At 60.5% G+C, this 20,725-nt stretch carries 16 protein-coding genes; 10 read left to right on the top strand and 6 right to left on the bottom strand.

Going from position 1 to position 20,725, the window contains the following annotated elements:
* Positions 1-5 precede the first annotated feature (5 nt).
* From ACEN8E_RS03440 to ACEN8E_RS03430, 3 genes are read left to right on the top strand one after another with little or no spacing between them, the layout of a single operon-like run.
* Positions 6-917, top strand: coding sequence for an ABC transporter permease subunit (locus tag ACEN8E_RS03440; protein ID WP_495591436.1), 912 nt, complete (start codon positions 6-8; stop codon positions 915-917).
* A gap of 10 nt (positions 918-927) precedes the next feature.
* Entirely contained in the window at positions 928-1,896 is a 969-nt protein-coding gene (locus tag ACEN8E_RS03435; RefSeq protein ID WP_495591435.1) for an ABC transporter ATP-binding protein, read from the top strand.
* A complete protein-coding gene (locus tag ACEN8E_RS03430; RefSeq protein ID WP_495591434.1) occupies positions 1,896-2,876 on the top strand; it encodes a peptide ABC transporter ATP-binding protein in 981 nt (326 codons plus the stop codon). The genes ACEN8E_RS03435 and ACEN8E_RS03430 overlap by 1 nt, the downstream gene beginning before the upstream one ends.
* A 120-nt stretch (positions 2,877-2,996) precedes the next feature.
* Here ACEN8E_RS03430 and ACEN8E_RS03425 read toward each other — a convergent pair whose 3' ends face one another.
* The 3 genes from ACEN8E_RS03425 to ACEN8E_RS03415 all read right to left on the bottom strand — a co-directional run bounded on the left by ACEN8E_RS03425 (position 2,997) and on the right by ACEN8E_RS03415 (position 6,449).
* On the bottom strand, positions 2,997-3,257 hold the full coding sequence (locus ACEN8E_RS03425) for a hypothetical protein (RefSeq protein WP_413426915.1): 261 nt from the start codon (positions 3,255-3,257) through the stop codon (positions 2,997-2,999).
* A 155-nt stretch (positions 3,258-3,412) separates the two neighbouring features.
* Positions 3,413-4,648, bottom strand: a complete 1,236-nt coding sequence (locus tag ACEN8E_RS03420; protein WP_495591433.1) for an MFS transporter — start codon at positions 4,646-4,648, stop codon at positions 3,413-3,415.
* Between the two features lie 217 nt (positions 4,649-4,865).
* Positions 4,866-6,449 (bottom strand): peptide chain release factor 3, encoded by a 1,584-nt coding sequence (locus tag ACEN8E_RS03415; protein WP_008018754.1) that lies wholly within the window; start codon positions 6,447-6,449, stop codon positions 4,866-4,868.
* A 467-nt stretch (positions 6,450-6,916) separates the two neighbouring features.
* Here ACEN8E_RS03415 and ACEN8E_RS03410 point away from each other — a divergent pair, with 467 nt between their 5' ends.
* The 5 genes from ACEN8E_RS03410 (at position 6,917) to ACEN8E_RS03390 (ending at position 12,139) form a co-directional block, all read left to right on the top strand.
* Positions 6,917-7,606: an ABC transporter permease gene (locus ACEN8E_RS03410; protein WP_495593270.1), complete on the top strand. Its 690-nt coding sequence runs from the start codon at positions 6,917-6,919 to the stop codon at positions 7,604-7,606.
* A 21-nt stretch (positions 7,607-7,627) separates the two neighbouring features.
* Complete coding sequence (locus ACEN8E_RS03405; protein WP_495591432.1) at positions 7,628-8,521, top strand: glycine betaine ABC transporter substrate-binding protein; 894 nt, start codon at positions 7,628-7,630, stop codon at positions 8,519-8,521.
* Positions 8,522-8,533: 12 nt separating this feature from the next.
* Positions 8,534-9,187, top strand: a complete 654-nt coding sequence (locus tag ACEN8E_RS03400; protein ID WP_495591431.1) for an ABC transporter permease — start codon at positions 8,534-8,536, stop codon at positions 9,185-9,187.
* Positions 9,184-10,341: an osmoprotectant ABC transporter ATP-binding protein OsmV gene (locus tag ACEN8E_RS03395; protein ID WP_495591430.1), complete on the top strand. Its 1,158-nt coding sequence runs from the start codon at positions 9,184-9,186 to the stop codon at positions 10,339-10,341. The genes ACEN8E_RS03400 and ACEN8E_RS03395 overlap by 4 nt, the downstream gene beginning before the upstream one ends.
* Positions 10,342-10,975: 634 nt before the next feature.
* On the top strand, positions 10,976-12,139 hold the full coding sequence (locus tag ACEN8E_RS03390; RefSeq protein ID WP_495591429.1) for a type III PLP-dependent enzyme: 1,164 nt from the start codon (positions 10,976-10,978) through the stop codon (positions 12,137-12,139).
* 158 nt (positions 12,140-12,297) lie between these two features.
* Here the strand turns inward: ACEN8E_RS03390 and ACEN8E_RS03385 are convergent, their stop codons facing one another.
* Positions 12,298-13,059 (bottom strand): tetratricopeptide repeat protein, encoded by a 762-nt coding sequence (locus ACEN8E_RS03385; protein WP_495591428.1) that lies wholly within the window; start codon positions 13,057-13,059, stop codon positions 12,298-12,300.
* Complete coding sequence (locus ACEN8E_RS03380) at positions 13,060-13,740, bottom strand: Fe2+-dependent dioxygenase (RefSeq protein WP_495591427.1); 681 nt, start codon at positions 13,738-13,740, stop codon at positions 13,060-13,062. It abuts the gene before it with no gap.
* A 207-nt stretch (positions 13,741-13,947) separates the two neighbouring features.
* Here ACEN8E_RS03380 and ACEN8E_RS03375 point away from each other — a divergent pair, with 207 nt between their 5' ends.
* A complete protein-coding gene (locus ACEN8E_RS03375) occupies positions 13,948-16,272 on the top strand; it encodes a TonB-dependent receptor (protein WP_495591426.1) in 2,325 nt (774 codons plus the stop codon).
* A 255-nt stretch (positions 16,273-16,527) separates the two neighbouring features.
* The gene (locus ACEN8E_RS03370; protein ID WP_495591425.1) at positions 16,528-19,056 is read left to right on the top strand and encodes a PepSY domain-containing protein; all 2,529 of its coding nucleotides are present in this window, start codon (positions 16,528-16,530) and stop codon (positions 19,054-19,056) included.
* A 120-nt stretch (positions 19,057-19,176) separates the two neighbouring features.
* Here ACEN8E_RS03370 and ACEN8E_RS03365 read toward each other — a convergent pair whose 3' ends face one another.
* Positions 19,177-20,718, bottom strand: a complete 1,542-nt coding sequence (locus ACEN8E_RS03365) for an alkaline phosphatase D family protein (RefSeq protein ID WP_495591424.1) — start codon at positions 20,716-20,718, stop codon at positions 19,177-19,179.
* Positions 20,719-20,725: the final 7 nt, after the last annotated feature.

Genomic DNA, 20,725 nt, shown 5'->3' with positions numbered 1-20,725 from the left:
TGACCATGACCACTCCAATTCCATCGGTAGCAGTCGATCAAAGCCTGCTGTACCCGTCGCCGTACAAAGAATTCTGGCAAGCGTTCTCCAAGAACAAAGGTGCCGTCGCCGGCCTGATGTTCATGCTGCTGGTGATTTTCTGCGCCATTTTCGCGCCGTGGGTTGTTCCTCACGACCCGAGCGAGCAATACCGTGACTTCCTGCTGACCCCGCCGGCCTGGCTGGAAGGCGGGCAGCTCCAGTTCCTGCTCGGCACCGACGAACTGGGTCGCGACCTGCTGTCGCGCCTGATCACCGGCTCGCGCCTGTCCTTGATGATCGGCTTGTCGTCGGTGGTCATGTCGCTGATCCCGGGGATCCTGCTGGGGCTGTTCGCCGGGTTCTTCCCGCGCGTGGTCGGCCCGACCATCATGCGTCTGATGGACATCATGCTGGCCCTGCCGTCCCTGCTGCTGGCCGTGGCGATCGTCGCCATCCTCGGCCCTGGCCTGATCAACACCGTGATCGCCATCGCCGTGGTGTCCCTGCCGTCCTACGTTCGCCTGACCCGTGCTGCGGTCATGGGTGAACTGAACCGCGACTACGTGACCGCCGCGCGCCTGGCCGGTGCCGGCCTGCCGCGCCTGATGTTCGTCACCGTGCTGCCCAACTGCATGGCACCGCTGATCGTGCAGGCGACCCTGAGCTTCTCTTCGGCGATCCTCGATGCCGCCGCCCTGGGCTTCCTCGGCCTTGGCGTACAACCGCCAACCCCTGAGTGGGGCACCATGCTGGCTTCGGCCCGCGACTACATCGAACGCGCCTGGTGGGTGGTGAGCCTGCCGGGTTTGACCATTTTGCTCAGCGTGCTGGCAATCAACCTGATGGGCGACGGCCTGCGCGATGCGCTGGACCCGAAACTCAAGAACGCCGCCTGAGGAGATTCCCATGTCACTGTTAGAAATCAAGAATCTCAACGTGCGCTTCGGCGACAAAAACGCCACGCCAGTCGTCGATGGCCTCGACCTGAAAGTGGACAAGGGCGAAGTGCTGGCCATCGTTGGCGAGTCCGGTTCCGGCAAATCCGTGACCATGATGGCGCTGATGGGGCTGATCGAGCATCCAGGCATCGTCACCGCCGACTCGCTCAGCTTTGACGGCAAGGACATGCTCAAGCTCAACAATCGCCAGCGTCGGCAAATCGTCGGCAAAGACCTGTCCATGGTCTTCCAGGACCCGATGACCGCGCTGAACCCGAGCTACACCGTCGGCTTCCAGATCGAAGAAGTCCTGCGCCTGCACCTGAAAATGTCCGGCAAGGCGGCGCGCAAGCGCGCCATCGAACTGCTGGAAAAGGTTGAAATCCCGGGTGCCGCCAGCCGTATGGACGCCTACCCGCATCAACTGTCCGGCGGTATGAGCCAGCGTGTCGCGATCGCCATGGCGATTGCCGGCGAGCCGAAACTGCTGATCGCCGACGAACCGACCACGGCCCTCGACGTGACCATTCAGGCGCAGATCATGGACCTGCTGCTGGCGTTGCAGAAAGAGCAGAACATGGGCCTGGTGCTGATCACCCACGACCTCGCCGTCGTCGCCGAAACCGCCCAGCGCGTGTGCGTGATGTACGCCGGCCAAGCGGTCGAAGTCGGTCAGGTGCCGCAACTGTTCGACATTCCGGCACACCCGTACAGCGAAGCGCTGCTCAAGGCGATTCCGGAACACAGCCTGGGCGCCTCGCGCCTGTCGACCCTGCCGGGCATCGTTCCCGGTCGCTACGACCGTCCGCAGGGTTGCCTGCTGTCGCCACGCTGCCCCTACGTGAAAGACAACTGCCGTCAACAACGTCCGGCACTTGACCCGAAAAGCAACAGCCTCGCGCGCTGCTTCTACCCGCTGAACCAGGAGGTGGCGTAATGGCCGTCGTTCTTACCGCCCGCGACCTGACCCGTCACTACGAGGTGTCCCGAGGCCTGTTCAAGGGACACGCCACCGTGCGCGCCCTCAACGGCGTATCGTTCGAACTGGAAGCTGGCAAGACCCTCGCCGTCGTGGGTGAATCGGGCTGCGGCAAATCCACCCTGGCGCGTGCCCTGACCCTGATCGAGGAGCCGTCCTCCGGCTCGCTGAAAATTGCCGGGCAGGAAGTCGCCGGTGCCGACAAGGCCCAGCGCAAGCAACTGCGCAAAGACGTGCAGATGGTGTTCCAGAGCCCTTACGCCTCGTTGAACCCACGGCAGAAAGTCGGTGATCAGCTTGCAGAGCCATTATTGATCAACACCAACCTGAGCGCCGCGGAACGCCGTGAGAAAGTCCAGGCGATGATGAAACAGGTGGGCTTGCGTCCCGAGCACTACCAGCGTTACCCGCACATGTTCTCCGGCGGTCAGCGCCAGCGGATCGCCCTGGCCCGCGCCATGATGCTGCAACCGAAAGTGCTGGTGGCGGACGAACCGACATCGGCACTGGACGTGTCGATCCAGGCACAGGTGCTCAACCTGTTCATGGATCTGCAGCAAGAGTTCAACACCGCCTACGTGTTCATTTCCCACAACCTGGCGGTGGTGCAGCACGTGGCCGATGACGTGATGGTGATGTACCTCGGGCGCCCGGTGGAAATGGGGCCGAAGAACGACATCTACGAACGTCCCCTGCACCCTTACACCCAGGCACTGCTGTCGGCCACGCCGACGATTCACCCGGACCCGAACAAGCCGAAGATCAAGATCGTCGGCGAGTTGCCCAACCCGCTGAACCCGCCGTCCGGCTGCGCCTTCCACAAGCGCTGCCCGTACGCCACCGAACGCTGCAGCACTGAAGAACCGGCCCTGCGCCCGCTCGACAGGCGCCAGGTGGCTTGCCACTACGCTGAGCAGTTCCTCGACGGCGCGGCATAAAAAACGGCAGGAGCGAGCTTGCTCGCTCCTGCCGGGATTCACGAATCAACCCAACCCCTTCCACTTCGATTGCGCATCAGTCGAGGCAGAAGGGGTTTTCTTTTGCCTGCCATTCATCGATCAGGTCTGGCTGTCGCCTTCTTCTTCATCATCGGAGTCCGGCTCGTCAGTGGTCGAGTCATCGCCATTGTCAGCCCCACCCTGCCCCTGATCGCCCGGCTCGGACTCGGACTTGGCGAGCATCAATCCGCTATGTCCCACCTGCCCGCTGAATGCCTGAGTATCGTGATTCTCACACTCGGCCCAAGCCGTCGCGGTGCCAAGGGACAGCATCACCATCACTTTCAACAGCAGTAAAACGCGTAGCAACCTGTTTTTCATGATCGATTCCATCCTCTTTCAGGTGAACCCAAGTGCCTGGCTGGCGCTCTGTGAAATCTAGTTCCGATCAGCCGGGTTCACCAGATAGGACGCTAACGAGCGGCCAGAAATGCCGTGGATGGAAAGACTGGTTTCGAATAAGTCCGATTACCAGATCAACTAAGCGAGTCTGCTTTGCGCGTTTGCTCGCAATGCGCACCCGGCGCACGCGAACGGGTAGCCTTATAAATCAGCGGTATGGACATCAGCGCCAGCGTCGCGCCAAGCAACCACACACTGTGCCCGCCAAAGTGGCCGTATAACTGACCGCCAAGCACTGGCGACAACAGTGCGCTCGCGCTCCAGCTCATAAAGAACAGGCCAAGGTACTGCCCGCTTTTTCCGCTTTGCGCGTGCTGCATGACCAACATATTCAACGGCGGCATGAACAGCGCCTCGCCCAGCGTCCAGATCACCGTCGACAGGCAGGCGTAAAACAGCCCGGTACCCAACGGCAACATGGCGAGCCCACAGGCCAGCAATAGGCTGCCCGCCACCAGCTGCCGACGCATCCCCCAGCGTTCGCCCCAGTGCGACAACGGAATCTGCAACGACACCACCAGCAGCGCATTGAGCCCGAACTGCCAGCCGATCGCCTCGGTGCTCAAGCGGTAGTAATCACGCAGATAGTTGCCCAGCGTGCTGTAGACCATGTCGAACGCCATACCGAGCAGAACCGTCGTCGCCAGTAGCCAGAGGAATGGTTTGTCGCGATACGGCTGGCCTGAGCTTGGGGCGCTATCGGGTCTCGCGTCAGGGATCAGCACTGGTCGACGCCACGTGGTGTGGACAAACCACAGCAAGGCCAGCAACGTCATCGCCGCGCTGGCGAAGAAAACCCAACGGAAATCCGTCTGCGCCAAAACGCCGCCCGCCACCCCGGCAGCGGCCATCCCGAGGTTGCGAGCCACCCGGCTCAAGGCCTGTGCCCGGGAACGCTGCGCAACGTCGCAATACTCCATGATCAGCCGTTGATGCAGCGTACGGATCGCCCCATCGACTGCCCCGCTGAGCAAGAGCAACCCGGCCAGCAGCGGCACCTGCGTGACCACCCCCAGCAAGATCAGCACCCACACCGAGACCAGGAACAGCGCCGCGGTCAGCCGCGCCGTGGGCACATGATCGCTGAGCAACCCGCCGAGCATCGAACCGATCAGCAGACCGGCACCGTAGGCCGACAGCAGCCAGCCGACAGTTTCAATCGCCAGCCCCAGCTCCTGACGCAGGTACAGCGCCATGAACAGCTTGACCATGCTGCTTAGCCGATTGATGAACAACAGCGCCGCGAGCACCCAGGCCATCACGCAGAAATAGCCATCCAGGCGCAGCAGATGGGTCAGCCGACGCGTCATTCCCTTGATCATCAAAAGGCCACTGTTTGCGAAATGTCCTTTGGACACTAAACGCCAACGACTGGCTTGTCGCGGGCCAAACTCCCCATAAATAAAAAGCAGAGGCAAGCTACAAGTGCGCAGGAAAATACCTACGCAAGCACCTCGATCACAAAATCAATCCACAAAAAAAGCCCACTGCTTTCACAGTGGGCTTTGCGGTGTTGCCATTCAGCGCTTAGTGATGCTCACGGGTCGCGCGGAATTTCACGTCCGGCCAACGCTCTTCCATCAACGCCAGGTTGACCCGCGTCGGCGCGAGGTAGGTCAGGTGACCGCCGCCGTCCAGTGCCAGGTTTTCCACCGCCTTGTTGGAGAATTCCTCAAGCTTCTTCTTGTCGCTGCATTCGATCCAGCGCGCGGAATAAACGGTGATCGGCTCATAGGAGCACTCGACCTTGTATTCCTCTTTCAAGCGGCTGGCGACCACATCGAACTGCAGCACACCGACGGCGCCGAGGATGATGTCGTTGCTGCGCTCCGGGAAGAACACCTGGGTCGCGCCTTCTTCGGCCAGTTGTTGCAGGCCCTGGCGCAGTTGCTTGGATTTCAGCGGATCGCGCAGGCGTACGCGACGGAACAGTTCCGGGGCGAAGTGCGGGATGCCGGTGAAGCCCAGGACTTCGCCTTCGCTGAAGGTATCGCCGATCTGGATGGTGCCGTGGTTGTGCAGGCCGATGATGTCGCCGGCGAAGGCTTCTTCCAGTTGCTCACGCTCGGAGGAGAAGAAGGTCAGGGCGTCGCCGATGCGCACGTCCTTGCCGGTGCGCACGTGGCGCATCTTCATGCCTTTTTCGTATTTGCCGGAGCAAATGCGCATGAAGGCGATCCGGTCGCGGTGTTTCGGGTCCATGTTCGCCTGGATCTTGAAGATGAAGCCCGAGAATTTCTCTTCCACCGGCTCCACGGTGCGTTCGTTGGCGACACGCGCCAGCGGGCGCGGCGCCCAATCGACGACAGCGTCAAGAACATGGTCGACACCAAAGTTGCCCAGTGCCGTACCGAAGAACACCGGGGTCAGTTGACCGTCGAGGAACTCCTGCTGGTTGAATTCGTGGCAAGCGCCTTGAACCAGTTCCAGCTGTTCGAGGAAACGCTCGTACTCATCGCCAAGGTGCGCGCGCGCCTCGTCGGAGTCGAGTTTCTCGATGATTTTGGTTTCGGTGCGTTCGTGACCGTGACCGGCGGTGTAGACGATGATGTAGTCGTCAGCCAGGTGGTACACGCCCTTGAAATCGCGGTAGCAACCGATCGGCCAGGTGATCGGCGCAGCCTTGATCTTCAGAACGGCTTCGATCTCGTCGAGCAGTTCGATCGGATCACGGATGTCACGGTCGAGTTTGTTGATGAAGCTGACGATCGGCGTGTCACGCAGACGGCAGACATCCATCAGCGCGATGGTACGCGGCTCGACACCTTTACCGCCGTCGAGGACCATCAAGGCCGAGTCCACCGCAGTCAATGTGCGGTAGGTGTCTTCGGAGAAGTCTTCGTGGCCCGGGGTGTCGAGCAGGTTGATCATGTGTTCGCGATACGGGAACTGCATGACCGACGTAGTAATGGAAATACCCCGTTGTTTCTCCATCTCCATCCAGTCGGACGTCGCATGGCGGTCGGATTTACGGGATTTCACCGTACCGGCTACCGCAATCGCCTTGCCCATCAGCAGGAGCTTCTCGGTGATGGTGGTTTTACCGGCATCGGGGTGGGAAATAATGGCGAAAGTGCGGCGTTTCGCGACTTCGGCGGCCTGGTTGGTCATGGGAAATCGCCTGGCAGGTGATTCAAAAAAGGGCGCAGATTATAGCCCAAGTTGATTGAAGAACCGAACCGTTGAGCACATTAAGGGTGGCCAAATGCTGCCCCGGATGGGAACCTTTTAAAGCACGGAGACGTCCACTCCCCCGTAACGACCACTCGTCGGGGGCCTGAAACACCTGCAATTCAGCCTGACGAGGCTGTGCTCATGGCTCGATAAGCCGTACGGATTCACCTCTGTAGGAGCGAGCTCGCTCGCGAGAAATGTCCAGACAACGTGTTCATCCAGACAGCACGCGTCATCGTTGACGTCCATCGCGAGCAAGCTCGCTCCTACAGAGAAATGCGTTCGGCCGAGCTGCTTCTCGCGATCACTTTTCGGCAGCCAGGAATGGCGTTGCCACACGAAAAAGCGTTCGCCGACTGAAAAAAAGGAGTCCGCCTGTGGCTATCCGCTATGGCAAAGGGCTGATGGGAGGTGCGCTGGTAATCGCTCTCCTGGCCCTGCTGATCCAATGGATCGGCATCAACACGATCGAACACTACCGCGACGATTTGTTGTTTTACCTGCAAGCTCATCTGATTCTCGTCCTCGCTTCAATGCTGGCCGCCCTTGTCGTGGGCCTCCCCGCCGGCATCTTCCTGAGCCGCCCGACCATGGTCGGCCGCGCCGAACGCTTCATGCAGATCTTCAACATCGGCAACACCGTGCCACCGCTGGCCGTACTCGCGATTGCCCTGGGTATCCTCGGCATCGGCAGTGGGCCGGCGATCTTCGCTTTATTCCTCGCTTCATTGCTGCCGATTGTGCGCAACACCTATGAAGGCCTGAAAAACGTCCAGGGTTCGTTGAAAGAAGCCGCCGTCGGCATCGGCATGACCCCGCGCCAGGTGCTGTGGAAAGTCGAGTTGCCCAATGCCGTGCCGATCATCGTCGGCGGCGTGCGCGTGGCACTGGCGATCAATGTCGGCACGGCGCCACTCGCGTTCCTGATTGGCGCCAACAGCCTCGGCAGCCTGATTTTCCCCGGCATCGCCCTGAACAATCAGCCGCAACTGTTGCTCGGTGCCGCGTGCACCGCGCTGCTGGCCCTGCTGCTCGATGGCGTGGTCACCCTCGCCAGCCGTCTCTGGCTGGAACGCGGTTTGCGCCCGTCTTAAGGCTTCAGCAAAGGAATATTCATGAATGCATCAAGCTTTTTACTAGGCTGCGTCCTGCTGTTCGCAGGATTTGCCCAAGCCGCAGAAAAACCCCTGCTGCGCATCGGCGCCCGGGTGTTCACCGAACAGACCCTGCTGGCGGAAATCACTTCCCAATACCTGCGCACCAAGGGCTACGACGTGCAAGTCACTGGCGGGCTGGGCAGCAACCTCGCCCGCAGCGCCCACGAAAGCGGGCAACTGGACATGCTCTGGGAATACACCGGCGTGTCGCTGGTGGCCTACAACCATGTCAGCGAAAAACTCGACAGCGAACAGTCCTACACCCGGGTCAAAGAACTCGACGCGAAAAAAGGCCTGGTCTGGCTGACTCCGTCGAAATTCAGCAACACCTACGCCCTCGCGTTGCCGAAAAACGTTGCCGAGAAATATCCGCAAATCACCAACATCAGTCAGTTGAACGAGGTGCTGCGCGCTGAAGCCAGGACCAATCATCTTGTAGCGCTGGACACCGAGTTCGCCAACCGCTCCGACGGTCTCGACGGCATGGTCAAGCAGTACGACATGAACCTGACCCGCACCAACATCCGGCAGATGGACGCAGGCCTCGTCTATACGGCGCTGCGCAACAGCCAGGTATTCGCCGGTCTGGTCTACACCACCGACGGTCGCCTCAGCGCGTTTGGCCTGAAGCTGCTGGAAGACGACAAGCACTACTTCCCCGACTACACCGCCGCGCCAGTGGTGCGTCAGGCGTACCTGGATGTCCATCCGAAACTCGCCGAACAACTCAAACCACTGGCCGAACTGTTCGACGACGAAACCATGCGCCAACTCAACGCCCGGGTCGATGTCGATCACCAAAGCCCTTCCGCCGTGGCCGCGGATTTCCTGCGCCAGCATCCACTCAACTAAGGAGGAAAAGTCATGGAATTACTGAACGCCTTTTCCCACCTCGACTGGCAGCAGGTACTGCACCTGACCTGGCAGCACATCACCCTGGTCGGCATTGCCGTCAGCCTGGCGATCCTCACCGGTGTGCCGCTGGGCATCCTGATGACACGCTTCCCGAGCCTCGCCGGTCCCTTGCAGGCCAGCGCCACGGTGCTGCTGACCGTGCCGTCGATTGCGCTGTTCGGCCTGCTGTTGCCGTTCTATTCGAAATTCGGCCAGGGCCTCGGACCAATGCCGGCGATCACCGCCGTGTTCCTTTATTCACTGTTGCCGATCATGCGCAACACCTATCTGGCCCTGACCGGCGTCGAGCCTGGCATCCGTGAAGCCGCGCGCGGCATTGGCATGACCTTCGGCCAACGCCTGCGCATGGTCGAACTGCCCATCGCCGTGCCGGTAATCCTCGCCGGGGTGCGCACCGCCGTGGTGATGAACATCGGCGTCATGACCATCGCCGCGACCATCGGCGCTGGCGGCCTCGGCGTACTCATCCTCGCGTCCATCAGTCGCAGCGACATGTCGATGCAGATCGTCGGCGCGCTGCTGGTCAGTCTTCTGGCGATCTTCGCCGACCTGTTTTTGCAATGGCTGCAACGCTCGTTGACTCCAAAAGGACTCCTGAAATGATCGAACTTCAAAACCTCGGCAAGACCTTCCAAAGCAACGGCAAAGACGTCAAGGCCGTGGACTCGGTAAGCCTGACCGTCAATGAAGGCGAAATCTGCGTGTTCCTCGGGCCGTCGGGTTGTGGCAAAAGCACCACGCTGAAGATGATCAACCGCCTGATCAAACCCACCTCGGGCAAGATCCTGATCAATGGCGAAGACACCACCGGCCTCGACGCAGTAACGCTGCGGCGCAACATCGGCTACGTGATCCAGCAGATCGGCCTGTTCCCGAACATGACCATCGAAGAAAACATAGTGGTGGTGCCGAAGCTGCTCGGCTGGGACAAGCAGAAATGCCACGACCGCGCCCGCGAGTTGATGAGCATGATCAAGCTCGAACCGAAGCAGTATCTGCATCGTTACCCACGGGAATTGTCCGGTGGTCAGCAACAGCGAATCGGCGTGATTCGCGCACTGGCGGCGGATGCGCCGCTGTTGCTGATGGACGAACCGTTCGGTGCGGTCGACCCGATCAACCGCGAGATGATCCAGAACGAGTTTTTCGAGATGCAACGAGCGCTGAACAAGACCGTGATCATGGTCAGCCATGACATCGACGAAGCGATCAAGCTTGGCGACAAGATCGCGATTTTCCGCGCCGGCAAGCTATTGCAGATCGATCACCCGGACACGCTGCTCGCGCATCCGGTGGACGAGTTTGTCAGCAACTTCGTCGGCCAGGACAGCACGCTCAAGCGTTTGCTGCTGGTAAAAGCCGAAGACGCGGCGGACAACGCACCCTCCGTCAGCCCGCAAACCCCGGTGGCCGAAGCGCTGGAATTGATGGACGAGCATGACCGGCGTTATGTGGTGGTCACCTGCGCCGAGAACAAAGCCCTGGGATACGTACGCCGCCGCGACCTGCACCGTCAGACCGGCACATGCGGCCAATACCTGCGCGAGTTCAACGCCACGGCGGCGTACGACGAGCATTTGCGCATCCTGCTGTCGCGCATGTATGAGTTCAATCGTGCGTGGTTGCCGGTGATGGATGCCGAGCGGGTGTTCCTCGGCGAAGTCACTCAGGAGTCGATTGCGGCTTACTTGAGCTCCGGTCGCTCGCGAGGGATGAAGACCAATATCGTCTCGCCTGCCGACGCTGTAGTGGCGTAAAAATGCAAAACCTGTGGGAGCAAGCCTGCTCGCGAATGCGCAATATCAGTCAACAATGATGTTGATTGTGAAAATGCCTTCGCGAGCAGGCTCGCTCCCACAGGATCTGAGTGTTTTTTTCATCTGTTACAAAGCGGAAAAGAATATCAACACCTGACTGCCTGAAACACCGTCAAAAATAGCCCGCATAACAAGCTAAACCTCTTTCAGACCACCTTCTCGCGGCCAACGTCGCCGATGTTGAAGCCATCGTACTTATCGACGACTTGGCACACAAAAGCGTCGAACGTGCAGGTATTTTTAACACCTTAAAATTATCAGGGAACATCTGCCCGTCATCTCGGTCGGCTACAAAGAGTGATGTCCGCAACGCACGTCAGAAGAGTGCAAAAACGCGACATTTTTAGTTGATCTCAGGCCCCTCACGCCCTAAAGTTCGCGCCGAACGTCCATGCTGGAAACGATCCATCCGGCTCAAGTACTGACGACGAGACAGCAAGGCCAAGGGCTGCGACCCATGGCCTTTTTGCTTTCGGCGACATGCCTTGGGAAGTAGGCGAACCAAAGTGGGGATACGGAGGACGTTCATTTGCACCCATTGATTACTAATGTTTGCCACTAGGAGCTCCCAAGTATGTCGATCCAGGTCGAAGACTATTTCGCGCGCGAAACCTTTCAGAAGATGAAGGCGTTCGCCGACAAGCAGGAAACCCCGTTCGTGGTGATCGACACCGCGATGATCAGCCAGGCCTATGACGACCTGCGCGCCGGTTTCGAATTCGCCAAGGTCTACTACGCGGTCAAGGCCAACCCGGCCGTCGAGATCATCGACCTGCTCAAGGAGAAAGGCTCGAGCTTCGACATCGCCTCCATCTATGAGCTGGACAAAGTGCTCGATCGCGGCGTCAGCCCGGACCGGATCAGCTACGGCAACACCATCAAGAAATCCAAGGACATCCGCTACTTCTACGAGAAGGGCGTGCGCCTGTTCGCCACCGACTCCGAAGCTGACCTGCGCAACATCGCCAAGGCTGCACCGGGTGCAAAAGTCTACGTACGCATCCTGACCGAAGGCTCGACCACTGCCGACTGGCCACTGTCGCGCAAATTCGGCTGCCAGACCGACATGGCCATGGACCTGCTGATCCTCGCCCGCGACCTGGGCCTGGTGCCTTACGGCATTTCGTTCCACGTTGGCTCGCAGCAGCGCGACATCAGCGTCTGGGACGCGGCCATCGCCAAGGTCAAGGTGATCTTCGAACGCCTGAAGGAAGAAGACGGCATTCACCTCAAGCTGATCAACATGGGCGGCGGCTTCCCGGCCAACTACATCACCCGCACCAACAGCCTGGAAACCTACGCCGAGGAAATCATCCGCTTCCTGAAAGAAGACTTCGGTGATGACTTGCCGGAAATCATCCTGGAACCGGGCCGTTCGTTGATCGCCAACGCCGGCATCCTGGTCAGTGAAGTAGTATTGGTCGCGCGTAAATCCCGTACCGCGGTAGAGCGTTGGGTGTACACGGATGTGGGCAAGTTCTCCGGCCTGATCGAAACCATGGACGAAGCCATCAAGTTCCCGATCTGGACCGAGAAAAAAGGCGAGATGGAAGAAGTGGTCATCGCCGGCCCGACCTGCGACAGCGCCGACATCATGTACGAAAACTACAAGTACGGCCTGCCGCTGAACCTGGCCATCGGTGATCGCCTGTACTGGCTGTCGACCGGTGCGTACACCACCAGCTACAGCGCCGTCGAGTTCAATGGCTTCCCGCCGCTGAAGTCGTTCTACGTGTAAATACATCACGCAGAAAGCAAAAAGCCCATGACGCGTCATGGGCTTTTTGCTTTACGCAATCTCTGTGGGAGCGAGCCTGCTCGCGAAGACGCCTGCAGACTCAACATCAATATTGACGGCTCCAACGCCATCGCGAGCAGGCTCGCTCCCACAAAGGCTCAGGGGGCTAGGCTTAATTCCGCAGCACGATGCCGGTATTCGTGGGCCAGTGCCTGTATCCGCGGATCCGTTGCACTTGCCAGCGTCTGGCTTGCCACCTGCAAAAACTTCAGATTCCCGTCAACCAGCGCCTTTCGCAGCCAACTCAATGCTTCGTCGATTTGACCGGTGTGGGCCAATACCGCGGCATGGCTGAACTGCCCGCGAAAATCCCCACCCTCGGCCGAACGCCGGTACCAGTCGCGCGCCGCGCGCAAATCCATGGGACACACCCGCCCTTCTTCCAGGTATCGCCCCAGCAGGTTCATCGACTTGGCATGGCCCAAGTGTGCCGCGCGTTGATAGTAGGTGAACGCCAGCGCCTGATCCTTACTGACTCCCCGACCGGTCGCGAGCAGGTTGGCATAGTTGTACATCGCCCAATCCAGCCCTGACTCTGCGGCGATTCGATAATGCCGTGCCGCGAGCGAAGCATCCGCACTGCAACCCCAGCCATGCTCATGACAGCGGCCAAGCATGTTGCGCGCCATCAGATGCCCTTGTCGGGCGGCGATCCCGAACCAGCGCAGCGCCAGAGGTTGGTCCCGGGCAATGCCCTGCCCATCCAGCAGGATCTGCCCGAGCAAGGCTTGCGCCTCGATTTCGCCTTCGCGGGCAGCCATCAGGATTGCCTGGGCCGCACGGGCCGGGCTTTCATCGAGCATGGATTTGAGACGTTCGCCGTCGAGGACTTCCTCACGGCGTAGACGAAAATCCGCCACTTACACCTCGACCCAGCGACGCAACAGGTTGTGATAAGTGCCAGTCAGGCGGATCAGCGATGGATGATCCGGCATGTCGCGGGTCAGTTGCTGGATGGCCCCGTCCATCTCGAACAACAGGGCGCGCTGGCTGTCTTCACGCACCAGGCTTTGGGTCCAGAAAAACGAGGCGAGTCGGGTTCCGCGTGTCACCGCATTGACCTTGTGCAGGCTGGTGCCGGGATACAGCACCATGTCGCCGGCAGGCAACTTCACTCGCTGAGTGCCGAAGGTGTCCTGGATTTCCAGCTCCCCGCCGTCGTAATCCTCGGGCTCGCTGAAGAACAGCGTGGCGGACAAATCCGTGCGCACCCGCTCGATACTGCCTTTGGGCTGGCGCACCGCGTTGTCGATATGGAAGTCGAAACTGCCGCCGGCGGTGTAACAGTTCACCAACGGGGGAAAGACTTTGTGCGGCAGTGCAGCCGACATGAACAGCGGGGTTTTCCACAGCCGCTCCAGCATCGCCGCGCCGATCTCCTTGGCCAGCGGATGCCCTTCGGGCAGCTGCAGGTTGTGCTTGGCCTTGGCCGACTGGTAGCCGGCGGTGATCTTGCCATCGGCCCAATCGGCTTGTTCCAGAGCCTCGCGAATGCGCTGCACCTCGTCTTTTTCGAACAGGCCGGGAATGTGCAGCAGCATGACAAAGGCACCTGAAAACAAAGGGGCGCCAATGGTATTGATTCTTATTGCCTGTGTAAAACACATCTGACGAATGAGTCAGCAAAAACCGTAAGGTCAAATTGTAAAGAATGTAAATTCAGTGCGAATAGCAATGTTTCGCAATTGTTACGAATACGTATTTACCCTATATTCCGCCGCCTCAAATCCTTGGGGAGGGGAATCCAAATGTCACGTCAACAACCACAAGTACCGGTCAGTTCACCACGTTTGCTCGCATCGGCCATCGGCATGGCGATTACTGCCGGCTCCGCGGGCCACATGGTTTTCGCGGCGGAAAAAGCCGACGCAAAAGCACCGGACAATGTGATTTCTCTGGGCGCCACCGCCATCACCGGCGAAGCCCATGACGAGACGACCTACAATGTCGAGAAAGCCTCCTCGCCCAAGTACACCGCGCCACTGATCGACACGCCGCGCTCGGTGACCGTTGTTCCGCAACAAGTCCTGAAAGACACCGGTTCGCTCAACCTGCAGGATGCGTTGCGCACCGTTCCGGGCATCACCTTCGGTGCCGGTGAAGGCGGCAACCCGCAGGGCGACCGTCCGTTCATCCGCGGCTTCGATGCCCAGGGCGACACCTACCTGGACGGTGTACGCGATACCGGTTCCCAGAGCCGCGAGATATTCGCCGTCGAATCGATCGAGGTCAGCAAAGGCCCGAACTCCGCCATCGGCGGCCGTGGCGCTGCCGGTGGCAGCATCAACCTGGTCAGCAAGAAAGCGCACTTGGGCGACTCGCTCGACGGTGGTTTCACCTGGGGCTCCGACCAGACCCAGCGCTACACCTTCGACGGCAACTACCAGTTCACCGATACCGCTGCCGGCCGTTTGAACCTGTTGAGCCACGAGAGCAACGTCGCCGGGCGCGACAGCGTCAACTACGACCGTTGGGGTGTTGCACCGTCCCTGGCCTTCGGCCTGGGCACCGACACCCGCGTCAACCTCGACTACTACCATCTCGAAAGCAACGACCTGCCGGACTCGGGTATTCCGTACAGCATCCCGACCGCAGGCTCGGCGGCACGTACCAAGGCCAACCCGGACAAGCCGAATGACGGCGGCGACAGCAGCAACTTCTATGGCCTGACCGACCGCGACTTCCGCAAGACCCGTACCGACACGGCGACCTTCGCCATCGAGCACGACCTGAGCGACTCGCTGACCCTCAAGAACACCCTGCGCCATGGCACCAGCATGCAGGATTACATCCTGACCCAGCCGGACGACAGTAAAGGCAACGTCAACAACGGCAGCGTCTGGCGCCGCGCGAACACCCGCGTGAGCAATACCGAGACCACCACCAACCAGACCGACCTGTTTGGTGATGTCTACATTGCCGGGTTCAAGAACAGCTTCTCCACCGGTGTCGAATACACCCACGAAGAAAGCGAAAAGTCCTCGTACAACGTCAACACGGACACCACTCCGGGAACGGCAGCAGTGACCACCAACTGCTCGCCGGCACTGATCGGCGCGCCAAGCGGCTACAACTGCACCTCGCTGTCCAACCCGAACCCGAATGATCCGTGGAGCGGCGCCATCTCGCGCAACTATGCCGGCACCGACACCAAGGCCAACACCTATGCGCTGTATGTGTTCGACACCCTGGAGTTGTCCGAGCAGTGGCTGGTGAACATGGGCCTGCGTTACGACCATTTCGATACCAAATACAAAACCTTCGACGGTTCCAGCGTGACCACGTCCAAGGGCGATGACACCAGCGAATTCGTCACCGGTCAGTTCGGTGTGGTGTACAAACCAGCGGAAAACGGCAGCATCTATGCCTCCTACGCGACGTCTGCCACTCCGCCGGGCAACACCCTGGGCGAAGGTTCGGAAGGCAACCCGTTGGGTGGCACGCCGGATCGCAACGGCAACCTGCTCAAAAGCGACATGGAGCCGGAAACCACCAAGAACTACGAAATCGGTACCAAGTGGGATCTGCTGAACGATCGTCTGTCCCTGACTGCCGATATCTTCCGCACCGAGAAAGACAACGCTCGTGTGCAAACCAACACCACCACCTTTGAAAACATCGGTAAAACCCGCGTTCAAGGTATCGAACTGTCGGCCAGCGGCAAGCTCACCGACAAATGGCAAGTGTTCGCCGGTTACGCCTACATGGACAGCGAGCAAATCGATGGTGGCGACCTGCCGGCAAACAAGATCAACAACGGCAACCAATTGCCTAACACGCCGAAAAACAGCGCCAGCCTGTGGACGACCTATCAGGTCACGCCGAAGCTGACCATCGGTGGCGGTGCGTTCTATGTCGATGACGTGTTCGGCAACGTCGCCAACACCACCATGGTTGATTCCTACGTTCGTTACGACGCGATGGCGGCCTACAAGCTGAGCAAGAACGTCGACCTGCAGCTGAACGTGCAGAACCTGACCGACGAAACCTACTACGACAAGGCGTTCTCGACTCACTTCGCCAACCAGGCGGCCGGTCGTACCGCTTTGCTGAGCACCAACTTCCACTTCTGATGGAAATTTGACCAACAACCTTCTGTAGGAGCGAGCTTGCTCGCGAGAAACTCGAGAACGGCGCGGTGAATCAGGTTTACCGCGTCATCGTTGACGACCATCGCCAGCAAGCTGGCTCCTACATTGTTGGCATTGGGCCCGGCCTCGTTCATCCACATGAACGGGGCCTTTGTGCGTAAAAAAGAATGCTTCTCGACAACCCCACGGCATAATGCGCGCCGTGATGAATCAACTTGAACGAACAAGGCGAGCGACGTGTTGAAGAAAACCCTGTTCCAGTTGCACTGGTTTTTCGGCATCAGCGCCGGGCTCGTCCTGGCTCTGATGGGTATCACCGGGGCGACGGTGTCGTTCCAGGATGAAATCCTGAACGCACTCAACCCGTCCGTGTTGCAGGTCGAAAAACAGCTCGCCGGTGTGCTGCCGCCTGCCGAACTGGTGGAGCGAATCGAAGCCGCGTCGGGCAAGAAAGTCTCGATGCTCACCGTGGAAACTGACAGTGGCAACGCCGCCAAAGTGTGGTTCACCCCACCGCCGGGTGAACGCCGTGGCGAGATGCGCTACTTCGATCCGTACACAGGAGAGTTCCTGGGCGATGCCACCGGCCAGGACTTCTTCGGCCTGATGCTGCAACTGCACCGCTTCCTCGCCATGGGCGACACGGGTCGGCAGATCACCGGTGCATGCACGCTGATCCTGGTGTTCTTCTGCCTGTCCGGCCTGTACCTGCGCTGGCCTCGCCAGTGGCAAAGCTGGCGTGCCTGGCTGACCCTGGACTGGAAGAAAAAGGGCCGCAGCTTCAACTGGGACCTGCATTCGGTGGCCGGTACCTGGTGCCTGGTGTTTTACCTCCTGGCGGCGCTGACCGGCTTGTCCTGGTCCTATGAGTGGTACAACAAGGGCCTGACCCGATTGCTCTCCGATGCACCGCAGAACGAACGCGTTCGTGGCGGACGTGGCCCGGCGCCGGCAGGCCCGGCACCGACAGCCGATTACGCGGCGATGTGGAGCAGCATCTACAGTGCGGCCGGCCCGCAACTCAGCTCCTACAACGTGCGCATGCCGCCAGTGGCCGGCCAACCAGCGACCGTTAACTTCCTGTTGAAAACCTCGCCCCACGACCGGGCGCTGAACCAGATCACCCTCGACCCGGCTACCGGCGTGGTCAAACGGGTTGACCGCTACAGCGACAAGAGCCTCAAGGCGCAACTGCTGACCAGCATTTATGCACTGCATGTCGGCAGTTACTTCGGCATCGTCGGGCGCATTATCCTGACCCTCACTGCGCTGAGCATGCCGCTGTTCTTCGTCACCGGCTGGTTGCTGTACCTGGATCGTCGACGCAAGAAACGCCAGATCAGGGACGCGCGCCAAGGCCTTGTACAGCCAGGCAAAGATGCGTCTGCCTGGCTGATCGGTTTCGCCAGCCAGAGCGGGTTCGCCGAGCAACTGGCCTGGCAGACCGCCGGGCAATTGCAGGCCGCAGGGCTACCGGTGAAGGTCCAGCCGCTGGCGGATGTCAGCGAGCAGGATTTGCAGGGCTCGAACAACGCATTGTTCGTTGTCAGCACCTTCGGCGACGGCGAAGCGCCGGACAGCGCCAGGGGTTTCGAACGCAAGGTACTGGCCCGCACGCCGAGCCTTGAGCGCCTGAACTACGCAGTCCTCGGCCTCGGTGACCGGCAGTATCAACACTTCTGCGGATTCGCCAAGCGCCTGCACACCTGGCTCGGCGAACACGGCGGCAAGACTTTGTTCGCCCCGGTGGAAGTCGACAGCGGCGATCCTTACGCCTTGCGCCACTGGCAACAGCAACTGGGCCTGCTGACCGGTCACGCGCCCGTCGACACCTGGCAAGCACCCAGCTACGACAGCTGGACCCTGGCCCGTCGTGAACTGCTGAATCCGGACAGCAGCGGGTCCCCTGTGTACTTGCTGGGCCTCAGTGCACCAGACACCAGCAGTTGGCTGGCCGGTGATCTGGTGGAAGTGTTGCCACGCAATTGCTCGTGGGTCATCGAGCATTTCCTCGATGGCCTGGGGATCCACGGTGCGACCAAGGTGCAGCTCAACGGCCTGGAGGAAACCCTCGAACAGGCCCTGGCCAGCCGCCAACTGCCGCAGAACCGCGCCCATCTGGTCGGCCTGCACGCGCAAGCGCTGGCAGAAGCCCTGGTGCCGCTGGCCATGCGCGAGTATTCCATTGCGTCGATCCCGGCCGATGGCATGCTCGAACTGATCGTGCGCCAGGAAGTGCATGCCGATGGCAACCTCGGCGTCGGTTCCGGCTGGTTGACCGAACACGCGCCTGTGGGCAGTTCCATCAGCCTGCGCGTGCGACGCAACAGTGGTTTCCATCTGCCGGCCCAACCTTTGCCGATGATCCTGTTGGGCAATGGCACGGGGCTGGCCGGGTTGCGCAGCCTGCTCAAGGCACGGATTGCCGAGGGTCAGCAACGTCACTGGCTGCTGTTTGGCGAGCGCAACCGCGAGCACGACTACCTGTGCAGACAGGAGCTGGAGGAGTGGCTGATCAATGGTGATCTGGCGCGCCTCGACCTGGCGTTTTCCCGCGACCAGGCCGAAAAGATCTACGTACAGGATCGCCTGCGCGAGTCGGCCGCCGAGCTCGAGAAGTGGCTGGCGGACGGTGCGGTGATCTACATCTGCGGCAGCCTTCAAGGCATGGCTTCGGGCGTGGATCAGGTGCTCCACGAGGTGCTGGGCGCCGCCGAAGTCGAGCGCCTGATCGAACAGGGCCGCTACCGCCGAGACGTTTACTGATTCACTGAGTTCCCTGTGGGAGCGAGCCTGCTCGCGATGACTGTTTTACATTCAACAAATCTGTTGGCTGTCCGACCGCTATCGCGAGCAGGCTCGCTCCCACAGTGGCTCGGGTGTGAATCAAACCGGCTGCAGCTTCTGCTCAAACACAGACACCCCATCCAGATCACGCAACACCACACTCAATTCCCCGCTCTGCCCATCGATATTCACCTCGCCAAAAAACTGAAACCCGGCAAACGGCGAGACGTTCTGCGCAGGCGGCGCCTTCTCGAACACCGCCTCAGGACCAAAGGTTCTGTCCAGCGGATTAGGCCCGAAGCTGCCGGCATTCAATGGCCCGGCGACGAACTCCCAGAACGGCTCGAAATCCTGGAACGCCGCTCGATCCGGGTGGTAGTGATGGGCTGCGCAGTAATGCACATCCGCGGTCAGGAACAGGAAATTGCGCACCTGCCGCGCCCGCAGAAAACCGAGCAATTCGGCGATTTCCAGTTCGCGCCCCCGGGCCGGGCCGGGGTCACCGTTGGCCACCGCCTCCCACCGCGTGACACCGGGGCTGACTTCACCGTCGGGTACGCCGAGGCCGATGGGCATGTCGGCGGCGATCACTTTCCATTGCGCGTTCGAGGCCTGCATTTCGCGCTTGAGCCAGTCCAGTTGCTCACGACCGAGGAACGGCTTGGCCTCACCCAGATTATCGTCATTGGCCCCACGATAACTGCGCATGTCCAGCACGAATACATCAAGCAGCGGCCCGTAGCCGAGCTTGCGATAGATCCGCCCACCGCCATCGGCGCTCTGCAAGCGCATCGGTGCGTATTCGAGCCAGGCCTGGCGTGCGCGGTCCACCAGGCTGTGGATATCCTTACTCTGGTAGCGCGCATCCAGCTGCTTGCCGGGCGACCAGTTGTTCACCACTTCGTGGTCGTCCCACTGCCAGATCTGCGGGACTTCGGCGTTGAAACGGCGGATGTTTTCGTCCATCAGGTTGTAACGGTAATTGCCACGGTACTCATCGAGGGTCTCGGCGACTTTGCTCTTGGCCTCGGTGGTGATGTTGCGCCACACCCGGCCACCTTCGGTGGTGAGCTGCGCCGGGATCGGGCTGTCGGCGTAAATGGTGTCGCCGCTGTGGATAAAGAAATCCGGCAGGCGTCGACGCATCGCCTCGTAGATGCGCATGCCGCCAATGTCCGGGTTGATGCCGAAGCCCTGGCCAGCGGTGTCGCCGCTCCAGACAAAACGCAGGTCGCGCCGGGTCTGCGGCACGCTGCGCAGGTGACCGAACCAGGGTTCGCTGGCAACGCCACTCTGGGCGTCTTCAAACTGCACTCGATAGAAAATCGCCTGGTCGGCGGGCAGCCCGGTGAGTTCGACCCTCGCGGTGAAATCTGTGCGCGCATCGGCCAGGGGCGAGACGAATCGCCGCGGGTTGGGAAACAGGCTGCGGGTATCCCACTCCACCACCATCCGTGCCGGGCGATCGCAGCGGCTCCAGACGATCGCCCGGTCGCCCAGCAGGTCGCCGGACTGCACGCCGTCGGTGAGTTGCGGCCGGTCCTTGACCGAAGCGATCACCGCCGGTGCCAGCCCTGGCAACAGCAAGCCGGCGCCGACCGCTTGCATGACACGACGGCGTCCGAGGTTGAAATCGCTCATGGTGTTC

It is taken from the genome of Pseudomonas sp. Pseusp9 (genome assembly GCF_059491265.1).
The sequence above is the reverse complement of the archived record's forward strand: the minus strand, read 5'-3'. Positions and strand labels throughout refer to the sequence as shown.